The organism is Streptomyces sp. NPDC046465 (genome assembly GCF_040646035.1).
GTDB lineage: Bacteria > Actinomycetota > Actinomycetes > Streptomycetales > Streptomycetaceae > Streptomyces.
The window spans coordinates 164530-183154 of the sequence record NZ_JBEYZK010000002.1; the positions used below are offsets into that span (position 1 = coordinate 164530).

General features: G+C 70.9%; 21 protein-coding genes and 2 pseudogenes. 13 read left to right on the plus strand and 10 right to left on the minus strand.

Annotated elements, in window-relative coordinates; translation table 11 throughout:
• Positions 1-15: 15 nt before the first annotated feature.
• Positions 16-831, minus strand: coding sequence for a hypothetical protein (locus tag ABZ953_RS03695; protein WP_361717044.1), 816 nt, complete (start codon positions 829-831; stop codon positions 16-18).
• Between the two features lie 216 nt (positions 832-1047).
• Positions 1048-1260 (minus strand): annotated as a pseudogene (locus tag ABZ953_RS03700) (helix-turn-helix transcriptional regulator); the annotation flags it as partial.
• Between the two features lie 134 nt (positions 1261-1394).
• On the opposite strand from ABZ953_RS03700, the gene ABZ953_RS03705 reads away from it, so the two are divergent.
• The 7 genes and pseudogenes from ABZ953_RS03705 (at position 1395) to ABZ953_RS03735 (ending at position 4952) form a co-directional block, all read left to right on the plus strand.
• The gene (locus tag ABZ953_RS03705) at positions 1395-1775 is read left to right on the plus strand and encodes a hypothetical protein (RefSeq protein WP_361716122.1); all 381 of its coding nucleotides are present in this window, start codon (positions 1395-1397) and stop codon (positions 1773-1775) included.
• The gene (locus ABZ953_RS03710; RefSeq protein ID WP_361716125.1) at positions 1772-2038 is read left to right on the plus strand and encodes a hypothetical protein; all 267 of its coding nucleotides are present in this window, start codon (positions 1772-1774) and stop codon (positions 2036-2038) included. Before ABZ953_RS03705 ends, ABZ953_RS03710 begins: the two co-directional genes overlap by 4 nt.
• 164 nt (positions 2039-2202) lie before the next feature.
• Positions 2203-2343: pseudogene (locus tag ABZ953_RS03715) on the plus strand (DUF397 domain-containing protein); the annotation flags it as partial.
• Positions 2344-2356: 13 nt separating this feature from the next.
• A complete protein-coding gene (locus tag ABZ953_RS03720; RefSeq protein ID WP_361716128.1) occupies positions 2357-2887 on the plus strand; it encodes a DUF6879 family protein in 531 nt (176 codons plus the stop codon).
• A 59-nt stretch (positions 2888-2946) separates the two neighbouring features.
• The gene (locus ABZ953_RS03725; RefSeq protein WP_361716131.1) at positions 2947-3489 is read left to right on the plus strand and encodes a DUF6879 family protein; all 543 of its coding nucleotides are present in this window, start codon (positions 2947-2949) and stop codon (positions 3487-3489) included.
• 81 nt (positions 3490-3570) lie between these two features.
• Entirely contained in the window at positions 3571-4482 is a 912-nt protein-coding gene (locus ABZ953_RS03730) for a glutaminase (RefSeq protein WP_361716134.1), read from the plus strand.
• An 8-nt stretch (positions 4483-4490) separates the two neighbouring features.
• Positions 4491-4952 carry a protein-tyrosine phosphatase family protein gene (locus ABZ953_RS03735; RefSeq protein ID WP_361716137.1) on the plus strand — a complete coding sequence of 154 codons (462 nt, stop codon included), beginning with the start codon at positions 4491-4493 and terminating at the stop codon, positions 4950-4952.
• Positions 4953-5062: 110 nt separating this feature from the next.
• Here ABZ953_RS03735 and ABZ953_RS03740 read toward each other — a convergent pair whose 3' ends face one another.
• Positions 5063-5959: a hypothetical protein gene (locus tag ABZ953_RS03740; protein ID WP_361716140.1), complete on the minus strand. Its 897-nt coding sequence runs from the start codon at positions 5957-5959 to the stop codon at positions 5063-5065.
• A 34-nt stretch (positions 5960-5993) separates the two neighbouring features.
• Positions 5994-6203: a YbhB/YbcL family Raf kinase inhibitor-like protein gene (locus ABZ953_RS03745; protein ID WP_361716143.1), complete on the minus strand. Its 210-nt coding sequence runs from the start codon at positions 6201-6203 to the stop codon at positions 5994-5996.
• 63 nt (positions 6204-6266) lie between these two features.
• Between ABZ953_RS03745 and ABZ953_RS03750 the strand changes: the two genes are divergently transcribed.
• Positions 6267-6959, plus strand: a complete 693-nt coding sequence (locus ABZ953_RS03750) for a GntR family transcriptional regulator (RefSeq protein ID WP_361716146.1) — start codon at positions 6267-6269, stop codon at positions 6957-6959.
• Here ABZ953_RS03750 and ABZ953_RS03755 read toward each other — a convergent pair.
• From ABZ953_RS03755 to ABZ953_RS03775, 5 genes are all read right to left on the minus strand, one after another.
• Positions 6942-7148: a Tn3 family transposase gene (locus ABZ953_RS03755; protein WP_361716149.1), complete on the minus strand. Its 207-nt coding sequence runs from the start codon at positions 7146-7148 to the stop codon at positions 6942-6944. The two genes, ABZ953_RS03750 and ABZ953_RS03755, sit on opposite strands and share 18 nt — an antisense overlap.
• A 19-nt stretch (positions 7149-7167) precedes the next feature.
• On the minus strand, positions 7168-8277 hold the full coding sequence (locus ABZ953_RS03760; protein ID WP_361716152.1) for a hypothetical protein: 1110 nt from the start codon (positions 8275-8277) through the stop codon (positions 7168-7170).
• Positions 8278-8332: 55 nt separating this feature from the next.
• A complete protein-coding gene (locus tag ABZ953_RS03765) occupies positions 8333-9292 on the minus strand; it encodes an N-acetylneuraminate synthase family protein (protein WP_361716155.1) in 960 nt (319 codons plus the stop codon).
• 13 nt (positions 9293-9305) lie between these two features.
• The gene (locus ABZ953_RS03770; RefSeq protein ID WP_361716158.1) at positions 9306-10622 is read right to left on the minus strand and encodes an N-acylneuraminate cytidylyltransferase; all 1317 of its coding nucleotides are present in this window, start codon (positions 10620-10622) and stop codon (positions 9306-9308) included.
• 68 nt (positions 10623-10690) lie between these two features.
• Entirely contained in the window at positions 10691-12076 is a 1386-nt protein-coding gene (locus ABZ953_RS03775) for a DUF6716 putative glycosyltransferase (RefSeq protein WP_361716161.1), read from the minus strand.
• A 198-nt stretch (positions 12077-12274) separates the two neighbouring features.
• On the opposite strand from ABZ953_RS03775, the gene ABZ953_RS03780 reads away from it, so the two are divergent.
• From ABZ953_RS03780 to ABZ953_RS03790, 3 genes are read left to right on the plus strand one after another with little or no spacing between them, the layout of a single operon-like run.
• Entirely contained in the window at positions 12275-13252 is a 978-nt protein-coding gene (locus tag ABZ953_RS03780; RefSeq protein ID WP_361716164.1) for a glycosyltransferase family 2 protein, read from the plus strand.
• Positions 13252-14718, plus strand: coding sequence for a polysialyltransferase family glycosyltransferase (locus ABZ953_RS03785; protein WP_361716167.1), 1467 nt, complete (start codon positions 13252-13254; stop codon positions 14716-14718). The genes ABZ953_RS03780 and ABZ953_RS03785 overlap by 1 nt, the downstream gene beginning before the upstream one ends.
• Positions 14715-15941, plus strand: coding sequence for an acyltransferase (locus ABZ953_RS03790; RefSeq protein ID WP_361716170.1), 1227 nt, complete (start codon positions 14715-14717; stop codon positions 15939-15941). Before ABZ953_RS03785 ends, ABZ953_RS03790 begins: the two co-directional genes overlap by 4 nt.
• Here the strand turns inward: ABZ953_RS03790 and ABZ953_RS03795 are convergent.
• Entirely contained in the window at positions 15925-16572 is a 648-nt protein-coding gene (locus tag ABZ953_RS03795) for a TetR/AcrR family transcriptional regulator C-terminal domain-containing protein (RefSeq protein ID WP_361716173.1), read from the minus strand. The two genes, ABZ953_RS03790 and ABZ953_RS03795, sit on opposite strands and share 17 nt — an antisense overlap.
• 38 nt (positions 16573-16610) lie before the next feature.
• Between ABZ953_RS03795 and ABZ953_RS03800 the strand changes: the two genes are divergently transcribed.
• Together ABZ953_RS03800 and ABZ953_RS03805 are read left to right on the plus strand one after the other, a co-directional pair.
• Positions 16611-18137 (plus strand): FAD-dependent monooxygenase, encoded by a 1527-nt coding sequence (locus ABZ953_RS03800; RefSeq protein ID WP_361716176.1) that lies wholly within the window; start codon positions 16611-16613, stop codon positions 18135-18137.
• Positions 18134-18601: a MarR family winged helix-turn-helix transcriptional regulator gene (locus ABZ953_RS03805; RefSeq protein WP_361716179.1), complete on the plus strand. Its 468-nt coding sequence runs from the start codon at positions 18134-18136 to the stop codon at positions 18599-18601. The genes ABZ953_RS03800 and ABZ953_RS03805 overlap by 4 nt, the downstream gene beginning before the upstream one ends.
• The last annotated feature ends 24 nt before the right edge of the window (positions 18602-18625 follow it).

Below are 18625 nucleotides of genomic sequence, written 5' to 3' on the forward strand. Positions count from 1 at the left end.
CTCCTCCAGAGGCGACTAGGCGCTGAGCAGGTGACCGTGATCGTGCAGCAGATCGCGGATCTCCGGCACTTGCTGGAAGTCCTGTAGGCGTCGGAGAACGATACGGGAGCGCTCGGCGGTGCGCTCACTGGTCACCTTGGAGGACAGCGATACGACACGACGGGCTTCCTCTGCGGCCTGCTCGGGTTCGTTGGCGTCGGCCAGGGCAATAGCGAGCCATGACCGGTACAGGGCGACTTCGCGGGCGTGTGTCGCGTCGTACCGGCTGAGAACGTCCGTCAAAAGCGGGACGGCTCGCAGTGGGCGGTGCAACTCGGTGAAGACTCGGGCGTCCATGACCTCCAGCTCTTCACGGCTCACCCAGTACGCCCACGGTGGTGCTGCGTCCTCGGTCGACTCGGACAGAGCGTCGTGAGCCTCGCCCAGAGCGCGCACCGCAGGTTGGGCCTCGCCTGCGCGCGTGTGTGCCCAGGCAAGTCGATCGAAGAACAGGGCCCGGGTCTTGGGCGGTGCGTCCGGTCCTGCTTCGTCCAGTGCTGCGCGGGCGAGGTCGACGCCCGCGCGCTCCTGCCCGGTGTTGCTGAACTGGTAGGCGAGGCTACCCGCGAGATTGCCGACCAAGGTCGTGTCACCGGCCTGTCGCGCCGCTGCGATCCCTATGCGATACGCCCGTTCGGCTTGGCCGTGCTGTCCGGCGTCGCTCGCGATCCAGCCTGCGATCTGGGCCAGTTCGCCGACCTGTACGAGAAGTGCGCGGCCGATGTCCTCGGTGTGTGCGCTTTCCCGGTACAGCTGTAACGCCGAGTTGAGTTCCCGGAAGGCGGCGCCCACCAGGTCGCCTCCGGCCAGCACATCATCGGCGAGGCGCAGGCCGTGGACACGTGCGGCGAGAGCAGCTACCTCGCCGGCGCCGATGTGACGGCCCGTGCACGCCGGGAGTGGGCCCAAGGGGGCGCCAGGCGGCAGTAGTTCGGCGAGGGTGACGGCCGGACCCCCAAGAGGCCCTGCGATGTCTCCACGTGCGTATGCGGCGGCCCGCTCCAGGTCACTCGGTGAGACCTCCAGAGCTTCGGCGATGAACGGGAGCCACGATTCCGGGAGACGTTCTCCACGCTCCCAGCGTGAGACCTCGTTGCGTGTCACGGACTGGACTCCGGACAGTGCGCAGAGCGTCGCGGCGAGCTGCCGTTGGCTCTTGTGAGCGTCCCGCCGCAACCGTGCCAAGTACGCGCCGAACTGCTGTCGACGGTCATCACTCATGGCTGGCCCCTCCCTCCCCTCAGTGTGGCCCCTCCCTGGCCCCCTGTCCGGCTCCTCTGCCGGGCCTGCCCCAAACGGTTCGATGAGGTTTCTGTCTTCGACAGACCCCCTCGACCGCGCTGACGGCCTGGGGCGTGGACAACCTGAAAGAGCTTGGTGACGGCATGACCTCTCCCATGCGGGTAGCGCGGCGGTTGCCGTGGTCGACTCTGGAAGGCAAACCCTGTTACCTGATCGGCAGTGGAAACGGGTTCCTGTCCAATGTGGCTGACACCATCGAGAGCATCCAACTCGGGATGGCCGGGGACCTTCTGGGACACGCGGGTGATCTGCTCGCCGATCCCAAGGCCACGCCCGCGGAAGTCCGTTTCGTGGCCGCCCGGCTGACCGAGTCGCTACGCGAAGTTCAACGCATCGCAGAGAGCCGGGGCGACCGCTTGTCTCAACTCGACTGCGACGATGCGGACGAGGGTGACGACCATGGCCCACGGCTTCCGGCGGGGGCTATCGGATGAGTGAGGGCAGCTTGCCGTGGGGCCGCTACGTGCCGCTTGAATGGACGCTGGCGGCCGTGCCTGAGATGACCGTGCGGCATGTCGGCAAGTGTCTCGTCTGTGGTCATCACTCGCTGGATACGGCTGATCCGGATGAGGCGCAGTTGTGGTGTCTCAAGCACGCAGGGATCACGCACCACAGCGGTTATGAGCTGTCGGCGTTTCAGTTCTTCAGCGCCACGATCACTGACCCTGCGGTGGGCGAGGCGGGCTCGCTGCCGTAGAGCGGGGCGGGGCTGACGTGGCCTCGCTCCGCCAGTCCCGCCCGTTGGACTCCCCTGGCTTGGGAGAGGAGAGCGGTAGGGGCTAGCCCCCGGTCTGCCGCTGCGGCCCCGGCCCCCTCTTGCCTGGTGGGAGAGCCGGGGTCGTGTCGTGATACAGCCAAGAGGCCTCCTCCTGCGTCAACATCGCCATCGCCCCCGACGGCTCCATCCTCCTCCGCGAGAGCGATGACCCCGAGGTCGTCATCACCGCGTCCCGTACTCAACTCCGGGCACTCATAGGGGCAGCGCAGGCGAGAAGAGGATGAGGAGAGCCACGCGATGTCGCAGAACGAACCAAGCTTCGGCGAACTACTGGCATCGGCCAGGCAGTCGGCCGTCCACCTGGAGATGCGGGACTCGTACGGCGTCGGCGATGAGTCGGCGGACTTCGAGCACTGGAAGCGCACGGGACGACGTGACGTCGACCCCGTATCCACGTACTGGAGGCCCTGGGTCGAGTTGATTCGACGCACCGTGGCGCGAGGCGTCACCGTCCGCCGCGCCCGGGTCGTCTCGGAGCCGGTGACCGACTACATCCGGTACGAGCACGCCGGCACGGTGGTCAATGTGCACGCGGGAGAGCAGGTCCGCTGGTTGCCGAGGCGGCATGTGTCGGCCTTGGCGCTGCCCGGAAACGACTGCTGGGTGTTCGACGACGAGACCGTGCTCTTCAATCACTTCTCGGGGAACGGCGACTGGTCCGAACCCAGCTGGGAAGTACGGACCGAGCCGACCGTCGCCCGGCTGGCCTCGTCCGCCTTCGAGGCAGTCTGGGAACGGGGCATCCCGCACGAGAACTACGTGGTCTGATCAGCATCCACCCCCAAGAACGACCCCACCCCGCGAGAGCGACGACGGAGAGGCGGCAAGTGCAGCCACCGGCACGTAGCGCCCTGGCGAAGGCCCGACGCTCGGCGGTCCACCTTGAAATGCGCGACAGCTATACGCCTGACGACCCCGAGTTCATCGCGTGGCAGCGAGGCAAGCGGCTCGTGCCGTCGGACCAGGCCTCGTGGTGGGGCGGCTGGCATGACGTGGTGCGCGGCGCGGTCGCCCGTGGTGTCGTGGTCCGGCGCGTGCGCATCGTCTCCGAGCCGATCAGCGACTACGTGCGGTACGAGTACGACGGCACCTTCGCCAACATCGCGGTGGGTGAGGCGGTCCGCTGGCTGCCGAGGCGGAGGGCGACCGATCTCGCCCTGCCCGGTACGGACTTCTGGCTGTTCGACGACGCGCTGGCCCTCTTCCACCATTTCACCGGGGACGGACAGTTGGACGAGGACGGACGGGAGTACGCGGGCGACGCGGTGCGCGTGAAGCTCTGCGCCGACGCGTTCGCGGCTGCGTGGCGCCGCGCGGTCCCCCACGAGGACTACCGACCACGCGTTACCCTGGACCCGATGCCGACATAACCCCGTGACCAGCGGCTTTTCAGGATGAAACGGTCGGGCTCAGATACAGGTCCCCAGATACAGATACAGAAAGTGCGAGTCGTGGACTACCAGGCCGTTCTCGAAGAAGTCGCCGCCTTCGCCCGGCCGCTCGTGGGGCGCGGTCAGGTCGCCGGGTACATTCCGGCGCTCGCGGACGTCGACGCCGAGCGGTTCGGCATCGCTGTCGCCGACGTCAGTGGTGAGGTGCACGGCATCGGGGACTGGGAGATGCCGTTCTCCGTGCAGTCCATCTCCAAAGCCTTCAGTCTCGCGCTCGTCCTCGCCGAGGGCGGGGAGCGGATCTGGGACCGGGTGGGGACGGAGCCGTCCGGCAATCCCTTCAACTCGCTGGTCCAGCTCGAGTACGAGAACGGGATTCCGCGTAATCCGTTCATCAATGCCGGTGCCCTCGTCGTCACCGACCGGCTCCAGAGTCTCACCGGTGACGCGGGCACGACGATGCTGGAGTTCCTGCGCGCGGAGAGCGGCAATCCTGATGTCGCCTTCGACCCCGTCGTGGCCGCCTCCGAGGCCGAGAACGGTGACCGCAACGCCGCCCTCGCGCACTTCATGGCCAGCTACGGCAACCTCGACAACCCCGTCGCCACCGTCCTGGAGCACTATTTCCGGCAGTGCGCGGTCAGCATGAGCTGCCGCGATCTCGCCCTCGCGGGGGCCTTCCTGGCCCGGCACGGGCTGCGGAACGACGGGACGCGTCTGCTGCCTCAGCGGGCCGCCAAGCAGGTCAACGCGATCATGCTCACCTGCGGGACGTACGACGCGGCGGGCAGCTTCGCCTACCGCGTCGGGCTGCCGGGCAAGAGCGGCGTCGGCGGCGGCATCGTCGCGGTGATCCCGGGGCGCTGCACCCTGTGCGTCTGGAGCCCGGGTCTGGACTCGTACGGCAACTCCGTGGCGGGTGTCGCGGCGCTCGACCACTTCACCAGCGTGACGGGCTGGTCGGTGTTCTAGGGTCTGGCATGAGCCAAGACAGCAGCTCGTTCAGCAACTCATCGACCTGGCAGCCCGACGACCCCGGCGTGCTCCGGCTGCCCTCCGGGCGGCTCGTGCGGGGTCGAGGGCTCCGGCGGCCTCTCCCCGAGGGGGGTACCACCCCCCATCTCGGCCTCTACCTCCTTGGCAAGCCGCCGCCCGAAGTCCCGTGGGACGCCCGATGGTTGCGCTGGCCCGACTTCCGTTTGCCCAGCGACCGGGACGCGGCACGGACGCTGCTGCGCGAGGCGTGGCAGCGGGCCGCCGACGAGCGCGTCGAGGTCGCCTGTGGGGGCGGGCGCGGCAGGACCGGGACCGCCCTCGCCTGCGTCGCCGTACTGGATGGAGTGCCTGCGGCGGAGGCCGTCGCCTTTGTGCGGGCGCATTACGACCGGCATGCGGTGGAGACTCCGTGGCAGCGACGTTACGTCCAGCGCTTCACTCCGTAACAGCCCTGTTCTGCTTCGGGGTACGCCTCGCGTGTGGCGTACCCGGCCAGCGCCCGGTAGCTGCTGGGCTCCGACAGTCGATTGTTGATCTTGCTCGCGCAAAGGACCGTTTATGCGAGATCAGACTGTCCGCGAACGGCCTGGAACGTCCCCGCCGCAGTGAACGCGTTGGTGATCGGCGCGATGAGCGAGGTGAAGCGGCGGGCACCCGCGGTGCCGATCGGCGCCCATAGCGCGGCGCAGTGCTCGTCCGTTTCCACTTCGATCCGCTCGCGTGCCGCGCTGCCGACGTCGGTGACAACGCCGTGGGAGTCGAGCCAGCCGCGCGCGACGAGGCGTGCCGTCGCCGCTCTCCACTCCTCGTCGTCCCACTGACGGGTCGCTCGCGCGAGAGCTGTCGGGAGGCGGCCGGTCGCGGTGTGCAGAACGAGGCAGTCGCATGGCCCGAGGCCGTTGTCGGCGAGTACGACGAGATGGGCGTCGCCGCGCCACTCGCGCGCCACCGTGATCTGCTGCCACAGTGCGACAAGAGGATCGGATGGAAGCGCGACCGAGGCGTTCGCGGCGGCGAGCACCTTGCCGGCGTAGTCGGCACCGGCGATGACCGGATCGATCAGCGAGCGCGCCTCGGCGAGGTGGCCGTCCGTGAGATGTACGTTGACACGCCGCATCGCCCGTCCGGCGGCCAGAAAGCGGGCGGCCTGCCACCGCTCTGGCGGCGCGGCGTCCCACACGCCCGCCATGGCCCGCACCGCCCGCGGGTTGAAGTTGTAGAAGGCCGCGAGCGTGACGTGCCACGGGACCGCGCCCATCGCGGCCGACCGGAAGGCCAGGTATGCCGGCCCGCGGTCGGTCACGCCGAGCCCGGCCGCCTCCTCGTCGGTCTCGGGGACGAGATGTATGAACAGGTGAGCGGCGCTGATGGCGCGGCTGACGTCACGGACGGCGTTCAGGTCCATCGGTCCTTCGCCGGTGCGGGCGGAGTCGGGAAGGGCGTCGAGGTGCATGACGGTGGTGCCTTTCGGGAGTCGGGCGGCGCTGTCAGGCGGGTGTTTCGGCGGTGGCGATCAACACGGCGCGTCCGAGGGTGTGACCGGCCATGGTGAAGCCGAGGACGGCCGGTGTGGCGTCGGCCGGAACGCCTGTGGCGGGGATGTCGAGGGCGTGCACGACGATGAAGTAACGGTGCGGGCCGTGTCCGGCCGGCGGGCAGGCACAGCGGTAGTCCTTTCCGGACGAGAAGGTCTTCATCGGCTACTGAATCGACCGTAACACGGATAATCGATTATCTCGGGGATCATCTAGGATGAGCGCATGACTCAGATGGCGCACTCCTCGACCCCGCCGGGGAAGCAGATGCTTTCCGAGCAGGTCTACGCACATTTGCGGGACGCGATCATGCGCGGGGACCACCCCCCTGGTGCCCCTCTCAAGCCGCAGGATCTCGCCAAGGAGCAGGGTGTGAGCCTGGCCGTGGTGCGCGAGGCGCTCGTGCGGGTGGTCGGCGAGGGGCTCGCCGACCGGCTGCCCAACCGCGGTTTCGCGGTCCCGTCCTTCTCCGACCGCCGCTGGCAGGAGGTCGCGGAGGCCCGCCGGACCGTCGAACCGGTCGTACTGCGCATGTCCATCGAGCGCGGCGACGTCGACTGGGAGGCCCGTGTGCGAGCCGCCCACCACCGTCTGGTGCGCACTCCGGCGTATGTGCCGGAGGCGGGCGAGTACTACACGGCCGCCTGGGCCGAGGCGCACCGGGTCTTCCACCGGACGCTGCTGGAGGGCTGCGGCAACCCCGTGCTGCTGGACACCTTCGACCGGATGTGGACCGCGAGCGAACTGGCGCGCCGCTGGTCGGCGCACCGTAATCCGGGCCGGGACGGCGTCGAGGAGCACCGCCGGCTGGAGGAGGCGGTGCTGGCCCGCGACGCCGACACCGCAGCCGCGGTCCTGGTCCAGCACCTCACCTTGACCGCGGCTGCTCTGACCGGCGATTCAGGTCAGGCCACCTAGGCTGTCGATCTCACGCCGCAGCTCCGCGTCGGCGAGATAGTCGCAGATGAACGCCGTACGCACCGCACGCACCGCGCGGCCCAGTTCCTCGATCGCCCGGTACGCCGGATGCTTGGGCCCGCCGCGGGTGAAGCGCCGCAGGACCTGCTCTGCTGGGCCTCGAAGAACTCCAGCAGCAGCGCGACCCACAAACGTAACCGCTCCCCCGCTACGCCGGCGCCACGTGCCGTACCGACGTCAACCGGTGGACGTCCCGCGCCGTGCCCGTCACGCCCGACAGGAAGCCCTGGGCGCGCGGGGACGCCGTCTCCGTGAGCCAGGACGGGTCGATGTCGCAGACCGCCACCTTCACGTCCGTGCCCGCCAGGGCGAGCGGCAGGGTGTGGACGACGGTCGAGGGGAAGCTGAGGATCGTGCGGCCGATGGGGCCTCGGCGGGCGATGAGTTCCAGGGGGAGGTCCGGGCGGACCACCTGGAGGCCCGTCTCGACCGCGAGGCGGTGCAGTTTCTCGGAGCTCTCGCGGCGGTGGGCGAAGTAGCGGGTGGCGCCGTGCGCGCGGGAGAGGGCGCGGACCGCCTCGACGTAGCGGTCCGGGTCGACCACGCCCGTCTCCACCAGCGACGTGCCGACCAGGTCGGAGCCGCGCGTGATCTTGGGCGGGCCGAAGCGTTCCCTGGTCCAGGCGAAGGCGTTGGGTGTCACCCTTACGCCGTCCGGGGCGCTGTCGATCGGCATGGAGGAGAAGACCTCCACGGTGCGCGTCCCACCGGGGGTCAGGCGGCGCCGCGCCGAGGCCGAGACGGGGGCGAAGAGGAGGTCGCGGGGGCCCGGTCTGCCGCCCTTGCGGTGCCAGCGTTGCAGGCGTTCGCCGCGGGCCAGTTGGGAGATGAACTCCATCGTGGCCGTGCCGTCGTCGACCACGACCAGGGAGCGGGCCCGGGTGATGGTGAGCAGGAGCTGTACGTAGCGGGAGAACGGGTCTCCTATGACGACCCGGTCGGCCCTGCGCAGGGCGCCCGAGAGGCCCCCGACGGTGTGGAACGGTGCTGTCGCGCCGCCGCGCGCCTCCTCCCAGCGGACCTCGAAGCCCTCGTCGCGGGCCAGCTGCGCCATACGGCGCAGCTGGCCGCGCGTCATGGGGTCGTTCGGGGAGAGGACGACGACGGTGAGGCCCCCGGCCTGGCCTGCCGCGGCCGCGGCGTGCGCCCACTCCAGGACGTTGAGGAGCTGGACCGGGCTCTCCACGAAGGCGAGCGTGGAGTCCGCACCGGCCGGGGCGGCTGTGGTGTCGGCGGCTCGGCCGACTCGGGGGCTCATCGTTGTGTGTCCGTCTCCCGTGGGTGTCCGTCTCCCGTTAACGCGGTCCGCGCGTTCAGACCGCGACCGGCTCGGCCTCGGCGGACTCCGCCTCGGCGACGACACCGGCCACGCGGCGCAGCTTCTTCATCGGGCCGAGCTCCGACTCGTAGACCTTCTTGACGCCGTCACCGAGGGAGGCCTCGATGGTGCGGATGTCCCGCACCAACCTCGTCAGACCCTGGGGCTCCACCGACGCGGCCTGGTCCGAGCCCCACATGGCGCGGTCGAGGGTGATGTGGCGCTCGACGAAGGTGGCGCCGAGGGCGACGGCGGCGAGCGTGGTCTGCAGGCCGGTCTCGTGGCCGGAGTAGCCGATCGGCACGTTCGGGTACTCGGCCTGGAGGGTGTTGATCACGCGGAGGTTGAGCTCCTCGGCCTGCGCCGGGTACGTCGACGTGGCGTGGCACATCAGGATGTTGTCGGAGCCGAGGACCTCCACCGCGTGGCGGATCTGCTTCGGGGTCGACATGCCCGTGGACAGGATGACCGTGCGGCCGGTGGCGCGCAGGGCGCGGAGCAGCTCGTCGTCCGTGAGCGAGGCGGAGGCGACCTTGTGGGCGGGCAGGTCGAACTTCTCCAGGAAGGCGACGGCCTCGGTGTCCCACGGGGAGGCGAACCAGTCGATGCCGCGCTTGGCGCAGTGCTCGCTGATGGCCTGGTACTCGGACTCGCCGAACTCCACGCGGTGGCGGTAGTCGATGTACGTCATACGGCCCCAGGGGGTGTCGCGCTCGATGTCCCACTGGTCGCGCGGGGTGCAGATCTCCGGGGTGCGCTTCTGGAACTTGACCGCGTCGCAGCCGGCGTCGGCGGCCACGTCGATGAGCGCGAACGCGTTCTCCAGGTCGCCGTTGTGGTTGATGCCGATCTCGCCGGTGATGTACACGGGCTGGCCGGGACCGGCCGTCTTCGAACCGAACTGGCGGAGGCGGGAGTTGGCGCCGGTGGAGGTGATGGGGGTGACAGAGCTCATGGCAGAACTTTCCTTAGCTGTGGAGGGAGTCGAGAGACGGGCCGAGGATCCAGGTGGCGATCTCTCGGATCGCGCCCTCACCACCGGGGACGGTGGTGACCGCGCGTGCGGCGCCGCGTACGACGTCGTGGGCGCTCGCGACCGCCACGGGCCAGCCCACGAGGGCGAAGCACGGGAGGTCATTGACGTCGTTGCCGACGTAGAGCACGCGCTCGGGCGCGATGCCCTGTTCCTCGCACCACTGCTTCAGTGCGAGGTCTTTCCGGTCGATGCCGTGCAGGACGGGAAGCTTGAGCTTGCCCGCGCGCGCGGCGACGACCGGGTTCTGTTCCGTGGACAGGATCAGCATGTTCAGGCCGCTCCTGCGGAGGGCCGCGATGCCGAGTCCGTCGCCGCGGTGCACGGAGACGAACTCCCGTCCCTCGGAGTCGACCAGCACCCTGTCGTCGGTCTGGGTGCCGTCGAAGTCGAGGACGACCGCGTCGATGTCTGCTGCGGTCGGGAGAGCGGTGGCGCCGTCCGCGCGGTCCGCGTCGAAGAGCGGGGCGAGCGCGCGGGCGCGGGCGAGATCGTGCGGGTCGTCGATCTCCAGGACGCGGGCGGGGTCGGTGCGGACCGGCTCGGTGCGGCCGAAGAAGCGGTGCTTCTCGGTGCGGAAGCCGACCGCGTCCATCGCGTAGGCGGCGCCGGTCTCCAGGAGGTCCTGGGGGCGGTCCTGGCGGCGCGGGCGGAACGACTTGTCGTGGTTGACGCCGTACCCGCCGTGCGTACGGGTGGAGTTGGCGAGCGTCGCCGTGCCGCCCAGCGCGTCGGTGCGCTGCGCGGGGACCCCGGCGGAGCCGTCCACGGCTTCGTCCGCCGCGTCGCGCCAGACGAAGCCGTGGAAGGGCGCCACCGTGACGGCCGTGTCCGCGCCGTGCTCGGCGACGGCCGAGGCCACCTTGTCGACGTCATCGCAGGTGAGGAAGGGGCTGGTGCACTGCACGAGCAGGACGACGTCGACGGTCCTGCCGTGCAGGGTCTCGTGGGCGTCCATGGCGTGCAGGACGGCGGCCTCGCTGGTCGCGGTGTCACCGGCGATGGCGGCGGGGCGCAGGACCACCTCGGCGCCCGCGGCGCGGGCGGCCTCGGCGATCACGTGGTCGTCCGTGGAGACGGCGACGTCCGTGACGAGCCGGGCGGCCAGGCACGCGCGGATGGCGCGGACCACGAGCGGCACGCCGCCGACCGGGGCGAGGTTCTTGGCGGGCACGCCCTTGGAGCCGCCGCGGGCGGGGATGACGGCGAGCACGCGGCGGGCCGGGGTGCTCGCGGGGGCGGGGTGGGGCATGGGGGCTCCTTGGAAGGGACGGGGGTCTCCTTGGCGGGGACGGGGGTCTCCTTGGCAGGGACGGGGGCTCACAGCTCGCCCATCCGCCGGATGACGGGGGCCACGCGCTGCACTCCGTGGCGGTAGGCGCCGCGGGCCGCGCGGCGCACGATCTGCCGTACGGGTCCGGGGTCCCTGTCGGCGGCGGGGGCGCCCGGCAGCGGTGCGCCGTCGGGGCCGAGGTGGTGGCGGGCGAGGATGCCGGGCAGATAGCCGCGGGCGGTGCCAAGGCTGTAGTAGGGCGCGAGGGGCGCGAGGCCGCCCGCGGCCGCCAGGCCGAGCAGGTCCTCGACGCGTTCGCGTGCCGCGTCGAAGGCCTTCTCGTACGCTCCGTCGGCGGCGACGCCCTGCCGTGCCAGCCACCGCTCGTCGGGCTCGGGCAGGTGGCCCGCGTCCAGCTGGTCCCAGGAGGCGAGGCATCCGGAGCCGGTGAAGTGGTGGTTTCCGAGCGCCTCGCGCACCCCGAGGTCGGTGAGGACGGCGGTGGGGATGCGGCGGTGCAGGGATTCGAGCGCGGCCGTGGAGCTGACGGTGACCAGGAGGTCGGTGCGGTCGAGGACCTCGCCCATGTGCCCGTATACGAGGCGGCAGTTGTCGGGCAGTCCGCCGTCGACGCGCTGCGCCAGCTTCTGGTAGGGCAGTTCCTCGATGTGCGTGGTGTGCTCGCCGGGCTTGCTGCGCAGCTTGAGCAGGACCTCGCGGTCGGGGTGGCGGCGGGCGTGCTCGGCGAGCCTGCGCAGCAGGTAGGTGCGGTGTGCGGCGGTCTCGGGCACGGAGGGCTGGGCGGCGAAGACGACGGTGTAGGGGTGGCTCCCCGCGTCCTTCTCGTACGGTGCGCCGCCCAGGAACGGCAGCGCGGCCTCGGTCACCGCCGACGCGTCGGCGCCCACCCCCTCGTACACCGCGCGGAATCGCTCGGCGTCCTGCCGGGAGTTGGCGAGGACGACGTCCGCGCCGTGGCGCAGGAGGAGGCCGTCGGCGAGCTTCTCGTAGACGACGCCGACGTAGCCGGTGACGACGATCGGGCGGCGTGCCCGGCCGCCGGTGAGGCGGGCGTCCGTGAGGCGGGCGTCCTGGGTGATGCGGGCGAGTCCGTGCAGCACCGCCTGGACCGCCCCGCCCACCAGGGCGAGGACGATCACGTCAGGCGCTTCCCGCTCCGTCTCGCGCAGGAACTCGACGGCGGTGACCTCGCGCAGGGAGTCCGCGCGCACGCCCACTTCGTCGAGCTGCCGGGGCGTGGGGGTGGCCCGGCCGCGGAGCAGGTACCCACTGAGCCGGTGACCTCCGGGGTCACGGTCGTCGGTCCGAGCGCCCGATACGATGCGGTTCGCGGTGAGAGCGCCCCATTTCCATCGCGTATCGGAGTCGGCGAGTACGGCGACCCGCAGCGGGTTCTGGTTGCTTGCTGGCACGTCCCAGACGCTAGGAATACATTTCGATTCGCGGCCCAACTCAGGTGCAACAAAGGGTTAACAGCATGCCGACGAATGGCGAATCAGCCCGGGAACGGCTTTTCCGGCGGCCCGGTTAACCATTCCGCCATGCGTCGTTCACCTGCCATCCCACTGCGGGTCGACCCGAATGACGGGCTGACACCTAACGTCACCCACGTGGTTAAGCTCTCCGTCATCGTGCCGTTCTACAACGTGCAGCAATACGCTCCCGACACCCTGCGGAGTCTGCGTGCGAACGCACGTGACGACTTCGAATTCATTCTCGTCGACGACTGCTCGCGCGACGAGACTCCGGACATCCTGGAGCGCGCGGCGCGCGAGCTTCCCGGCGCCGTCCACCTCCGACACGAGACCAACGGCGGCCTCGCGACCGCCCGCAACACGGGCCTCGACGCGGCGCGCGGCGAGTACCTCACCTTCCTGGACGGTGACGACTGGCTCGCGCCCGGCTACTTCTCCCAACTGCTCGCTTCCATTGAGGAGTTGGGCTGCGATTTCGTACGTACCGATCATGTGCAGTGCACCGCGCGGGCCCGTTCCGTGCACCGCGTCCCGCACGGCAGGCGCGGCGTCGTGATGAACCCGCGCGACGTGATCCTGCCCGCCGACCGCTCGACCTCCGTCGACTACGCGTACGCCTGGGCGGGCATCTACCACCGTCGCCTCGCCGACCGGGGCCTGCTGCACTTCACCGACGGTCTGCGCACCGCGGAGGACCGGCCCTGGATCTGGCGGCTGCACCGCGAGGCCGAATCGTTCGCCGCGGTGAGCCTCCTCGGGGTGTTCTACCGGCGCGGTGTCGCCTCGTCATTGACGCAGATCGGCGACGTGCGCCAGCTCGATTTCATCAAAGCATTCGACCAGGTGGTACGAGAAACGGCGGCGGACCGCGACGCGGACGAACTCCTGCCGAAGGCCGTACGCACTTACTGCGCGATCATCTCCCACCATTTGGGATCCATCGAAAGGTTCGAGCCATCCGTGGCGCGGAAATTGAAGTCAATGAGTGCGGCCGCGCTGAAGCGGATGCCGCAGGGCGTGCTCGACGACGCGCTCGACTCCATGGACGTCCAGCGGGCGACCCGGCTGCGCAGGCTGCGGCGGCGCCCGGTGCCGTCGGAGGTGGCCGCGTGATGCCGCCCTCCTCTGCGACGGCCCGTACGGAGACGACGTCCCGTACGACGTCCCGTACGACGCCCCGCACTACACCTCGTACGACGCAGATCTTCCTGGCGTCCACGCTGTACGGCGTCGCGACGCTGGCCGCCGCCCTGGACGCGGGCCGGTTCGACCCCGCCGACCGGCGCATCCTCCTGGTCAGCAACAACGCGGCGACGCCCGAGACGACGCCGCCCCTGGACGAGATGCCGGGGTTCGCGCGGCTGCGCGGGCGGTTCGACGAGGTGCGGTCCTGGAACGAGACCATCGCCCCCTTCCATCCCGGCGGCTGGGCCCCGCGCGGCGACGATGTCGTGCTGTGGGAGCGCTACATCCGGCTGCTCTGGGACCTCGGTGACGACGACGTCGAACTGGCCGTCGAGTCCATCCAGGTCAACCCCGCCCTCGCCCTCGCGCAGATCTTCACCGGCGTCCCCGTGGACGTCTACGCCGACGGCCTGATGAGCTACGGCCCCACCCGCAACAAGATCGACCCGCTGGTCGGCACCCGCGTGCGGCGCCTGCTCCACCTGGACCTCGTGCCGGGCCTCACCCCGCTGCTCCTCACCGAGTTCGGGGTCGCCCCGGAGATCGTGCCGACCGACGCGTTCGTACGGGTTCTTGCCGAACTCGCGGACGACGAGGCGGAGTCGGCGGACCTGCTCCCCGGCTCCGAAGGCCCCGACTTCAAAGGCCCCGGCCTCGAAGGCCCCGCGCTCGTCCTCGGCCAGTACCTCTCCGCGCTCTCCATCCTCACCGCCGAGGAAGAGGAGGAGCTGCACATCCGCATGGTGCGCGGCGCCGCCGAACTCGGCCACACCCAGGTGGTGTTCAAGCCCCATCCCACGGCGCCGGCCCGCTGGTCGCGCGCCCTGGAGAAGGAGGCGCAGAAGATCGGCGTCGAGCTGACGGTGCTCGAAACCCCCGTACTCGCCGAGGTCCTCTACCAGCGGATGCGGCCCGCGCTCGTCGTCGGCTGCTTCTCCACGGCGCTACTCACGGCGACCGCGCTGTACGACCTGCCGGCCGCCCGCACCGGCACGGACCTCCTCCTTGAGCGCCTCGCGCCCTACCAGAACAGCAACCGCGTCCCGGTCACCATCGTCGACGCGCTGCTGCCCGAGCTCACCGACCGCGCGGCGGTCCGGGCGCGGGAAGCGGGCCTGGGCACCGGCGAGTTGACGCACCTCCTCAAGGCCGTCGGCTTCGCGATGCAGCCGCAGATATACCCCCGGCTCCGCCCCGAGGCCGAGCGCTACCTCGCGCGGAACCTCACCACCGCGACCTGGCGCTACTTCAAGCGGCGCCGCCTCACCGCGCTCGCGCTGCCCGGCGCCGTCCCCTCGCAGCTCGCCTTCATCCCGCGCAACGCGGCCGTCCGCCGCGTGGCCCGCCGCGCGCGCTCGGTGCAGCGCTCGCTCAAGCGGACCGCGCTCGGATGACGCCGCCCGCCACCACAGGCACGGCCGAGCCCCCGATATCCGCCGCGGTGTCCGCTCCCGCCGCCGGTCCCGCCGGTCCTACCGGCCTCGCCGCCCAACCCGCCCAACCCACCCGGCCCGCCCGCGGGAAGCCGCGGCTGCGCGCCCTCGACGGGCTGCGCCTGGTCGCCGCGCTCATGGTCGCCGCCTACCACTACGGCGGCCGTGACGGCGAGATCGCCCAGGCCTGGGGCAGCTCGCCGAGGGAGCAGTTCCCGACGGCCAGTGAATGGCTGGCGTACGGCTGCCTCGGCGTGCAGATCTTCTTCGTGATCAGCGGCTTCGTGATCTGCATGAGCGGCTGGGGCAGGCCCCTGCGCTCGTTCTTCGCGTCCCGGGCGTCCCGGCTGCTGCCCGCCTACTGGGTGGCGATCGTCCTGGTGACGGCCGTGTTCGCGCTGCCCGCCGTCGCGTACAAGGCGGTCTCGCCCAGTGACACGCTGGTCAACCTCACCATGCTGCAGCAGCCGCTCGGCGCGGACCGGGTGCTCGGCGTGTGCTGGACGCTCTGGGCGGAGCTGCGCTTCTACGCGCTGTTCGCGCTGTGCGTGGTCCTGCCGGGCGCGACCCGTGCCCGGGTGCTGCTGTTCTGCGCGGTGTGGACGCTGGCGGCGGCCGTCACCGAGGCCGCCGACGAGCCGCTGCTCGAAGTGATCCTGATGCCGGAGTACGCGCCGTTCTTCATCGGCGGCATCGGCATCTACCTGATCCACCGGGACCGCCGCGACCTCACGGCGTGGGGCATCACGGGCGTGAGCTGGCTGATCGGCCAGCACTACGCGGTCGAGCAGCTGTGGCACGCGCCGAACCCGGACTTCTTCTCCTACCGCTCCGCGTCCGTGATCGTCGCGGTGGTGACGGCCGGTTTCGCGGCGGTCCTCGTGATCGCGCTCGGTTATCTGGACCGGGTGAACTGGCGCTGGCTGACCGTGGCCGGGGCGCTGACGTACCCGTTCTACCTGGTGCACGAGCACCTGGGCTGGGTGACGGTGGAGGTGCTGCACCGGCGCCTGGGCCTGCCGTCGTACGCGACGTTCGGTCTGACGATCGCCGCGATGCTGGTCCTCGCGTGGCTCCTGAACCGGTACGTGGAGGAGCGGCTGACCCCGCTGATCCGCTCGGGCCTCACCCGGGACCCCGCTCCTCAGGAGCTCGCTACCCGGGAACTCACTCCCCGGCGGTGACCAGAGTCGCCCCGATCCCCGCCACGACCGCGGCGAGCCCCGCCTCGAAGCCGCGGCCGTGCGCGCCGAATATCTCCTCGCCCGCCGCCGCGATCAGCGGGTACGCGGCGAGGCGCTCGGCACGCTCGGCCAGGTCGTAGCCGCCCTCGCCGCGGGCCGGGTCGGGGGACGTGAACTGCTCCTCGATGACGTAGCCGATCGTGTAGTTGTACATGGTGAACCAGGCGCGTGCGGCCGGGCCCGGCGCGAACCCCGCCTCGACGAGCACCCGCAGCATGGCCTCCATGGGTGCCGCGTACGACAGGTCCGTGAAGCGCGTGCCGCTGAACACCTTGGCGCCGTCGCGGTAGCGCAGCAGATGCTCCCGCAGGCCCCGCATCGCTTCGGTGAGCGCCACGCGCCAGTCGGGGTCGTGCGCGCTCAGGAACTCCTCGCCCATCCGCCGCATCATCTCGGTGGCCATCTCGTCGAGCAGCGCCTGCTTGTCCTTGAAGTGCCAGTACAGGGCGGGTGCCTTGACGTCGAGGCGCTGCGCGATGGCGCGCAGGGTGAGGCCTTCGAGTCCGGTCTCGTTCAGCAGGTCGAGCGCGGTGCGCGCCACGCGGGTGCGGTCCAGCTTCGTCGTAGCCACCTTGACAACTTAACACCGTTAAGCGCATCCTCCCGGACATGGAACTTAACAACGTTAAGGAAACGGCCGAGGTCACGGGATCCGGCTCGGTCACGAGCACCGACGTGCTCGTCGTGGGCGCCGGTCCCACCGGTCTCGCCCTCGCCTGCGACCTCGCCCGGCGCGGCGTGCGCACCCTCGTCGCCGAGCAGACACCGGCCCTCTTCCGCGGCTCGCGCGGCAAGGGTCTCCAGCCCCGCACCATGGAGGTCCTCGACGACCTCGGCGTGGTCGGCGCGGTCCTCGCGGCGGGCAGTCCGCCGCCGGTCGGGATGGTGTGGCGGGACGGCGCGCGGCAGGGCGAGCACCGGATGTTCGACCCGCAGGAGCCGACGGAGTCCGCCCCGTACAGCGAACTGTGCCTGCTCCCCCAGTGGCGCACCCAGGAGATCCTGCTCGCACGCCTGCGGGAGCTCGGCGGTGACGTCGTGTTCGACGCGGCGGTGACGGAGCTGACGCAGGGGCCGGACGAGGTCGTCGCGCACCTCTCGACGGGCGTGGCGGTGCGCGCGGCGTACGCGGTGGCGGCGGACGGCGGCCGTTCGACCCTGCGCCGGGCCCTCGGCATCACGATGGCGGGCGAGACCGTCGACCCGAACCCGATCCTGGTGGCCGACGTCCGCGTCCCCGCGCTCGACCGCGACAACTGGCACATGTTCCCGGCCGCCGACGACAGCGGCCTGTACACGGCGATCTGCCCGCTGCCCGGGACCGCGGACTTCCAGCTGACCGCCCAGTTCCCCGCCGGGACCGCCCCCGACCTCTCCCTCCAGGGCGTACGGGAACTCGTCGCCGCCCGCACGCACCTGGGCGCCGACGACGTGACCGAGCTCCGCTGGGCCTCCGACTTCCGGCCGCGCGCGGCACTGGCGGACCGCTTCCGCGAGGGCCGCGTCTTCCTGGCCGGAGACGCGGCGCACGTCCACTCGCCCGCGGGCGGCCAGGGTCTGAACACCAGCGTCCAGGACGCGTACAACCTGGGCTGGAAGCTGGGCGCGGTGCTGCGGCACGGGGCGCCCGAGGCGCTGCTCGACACGTACGAGGAGGAGCGGCTGCCCAACGCCGCGCACATGCTGGGCCTCTCCACCCGCATCCACCGCGGTGAGGCGCGGCGCGGGGCGGCCACCCGGCAGCTCGGCATCGGCTACCGCGAGTCGTCACTGGCGGTGGAGACCCGCGCGGCGGTGGGCGAGGAGGAGCTGCGGGCGGGCGACCGGGCGCCGGACGGGCCGTACGGCACCGGCACGCTGTTCGACGTGTTCCGGGGCCCGCACTTCACGCTTCTCGCGGTCGGTACGGACGGTGAGCTGCCGCCGCTGGACGAGGGGTCGGTGCACGTGCACCGCGTCCCCGCGTACGAGCCTTACGGGAAAGGTCTGTTCCTCGTCCGACCGGACGGCTATGTGGGGTGGGCCGGGACGGACGCGCGGGACGGGCTCGTGGAGTACCTGGCGCGGTGCGGGGCTGCGGGGGCGCTGCGGGGGTTGACCTCAAGCGTGCTTGAGCTTCTAGATTCCGGTGCATGACCAGTTTCACGTACTCGCACAGCGACACGGACCTCGCGGGCCAGCCCGTCGGCTACTGGAGTTCGGCGGCGGGCGCCGCCGTCGTCCACCACATCCGCACCAACCTCGCAGAGCTGGGCCTCACCCAGCCGCAGTGGTGGGCCCTCAACCAGTTCCCGCAGGCCCCGGACGGCCGCCACCGCGACGAGGTCGTGGCGGTCCTGAAGGGCTACCTCGAAGTCGGCGAGGGCGCCCTGCACCACGACATCGGGGCCCTGCACGACCGCGGCCTGATCACTGAGGACGCCGTGGGCCGCATCGCCCTCACCGACGAGGGCCGCACGCTCCGGGACCGCGTGGCCGAGCGCCAGAAGGAGTTGCGCGCGCAGATCCACGAGGGCATCACGGACGAGGACTACGTCCGTACGCTGAAGGTCCTCCAGCGCATGATCCACAACGTCGGCGGTACGGCCTGGCACCACTGAGCGGCGCGGCTCGCACCGTCTGGA

Coding starts and splice junctions, on each gene's coding strand:
- ABZ953_RS03750 (WP_361716146.1), top strand. CDS start 6,267: ATGACTCAGATGGCGCACTCCTCGACCCCGCCGGGGAAGCAGATGCTT.
- ABZ953_RS03770 (WP_361716158.1), bottom strand. CDS start 10,622: ATGCCCCACCCCGCCCCCGCGAGCACCCCGGCCCGCCGCGTGCTCGCC.
- ABZ953_RS03720 (WP_361716128.1), top strand. CDS start 2,357: ATGTCGCAGAACGAACCAAGCTTCGGCGAACTACTGGCATCGGCCAGG.
- ABZ953_RS03760 (WP_361716152.1), bottom strand. CDS start 8,277: ATGAGCCCCCGAGTCGGCCGAGCCGCCGACACCACAGCCGCCCCGGCC.
- ABZ953_RS03745 (WP_361716143.1), bottom strand. CDS start 6,203: ATGAAGACCTTCTCGTCCGGAAAGGACTACCGCTGTGCCTGCCCGCCG.
- ABZ953_RS03805 (WP_361716179.1), top strand. CDS start 18,134: ATGACCAGTTTCACGTACTCGCACAGCGACACGGACCTCGCGGGCCAG.
- ABZ953_RS03735 (WP_361716137.1), top strand. CDS start 4,491: ATGAGCCAAGACAGCAGCTCGTTCAGCAACTCATCGACCTGGCAGCCC.
- ABZ953_RS03800 (WP_361716176.1), top strand. CDS start 16,611: ATGGAACTTAACAACGTTAAGGAAACGGCCGAGGTCACGGGATCCGGC.
- ABZ953_RS03790 (WP_361716170.1), top strand. CDS start 14,715: ATGACGCCGCCCGCCACCACAGGCACGGCCGAGCCCCCGATATCCGCC.
- ABZ953_RS03765 (WP_361716155.1), bottom strand. CDS start 9,292: ATGAGCTCTGTCACCCCCATCACCTCCACCGGCGCCAACTCCCGCCTC.
- ABZ953_RS03785 (WP_361716167.1), top strand. CDS start 13,252: ATGCCGCCCTCCTCTGCGACGGCCCGTACGGAGACGACGTCCCGTACG.
- ABZ953_RS03740 (WP_361716140.1), bottom strand. CDS start 5,959: ATGCACCTCGACGCCCTTCCCGACTCCGCCCGCACCGGCGAAGGACCG.
- ABZ953_RS03710 (WP_361716125.1), top strand. CDS start 1,772: ATGAGTGAGGGCAGCTTGCCGTGGGGCCGCTACGTGCCGCTTGAATGG.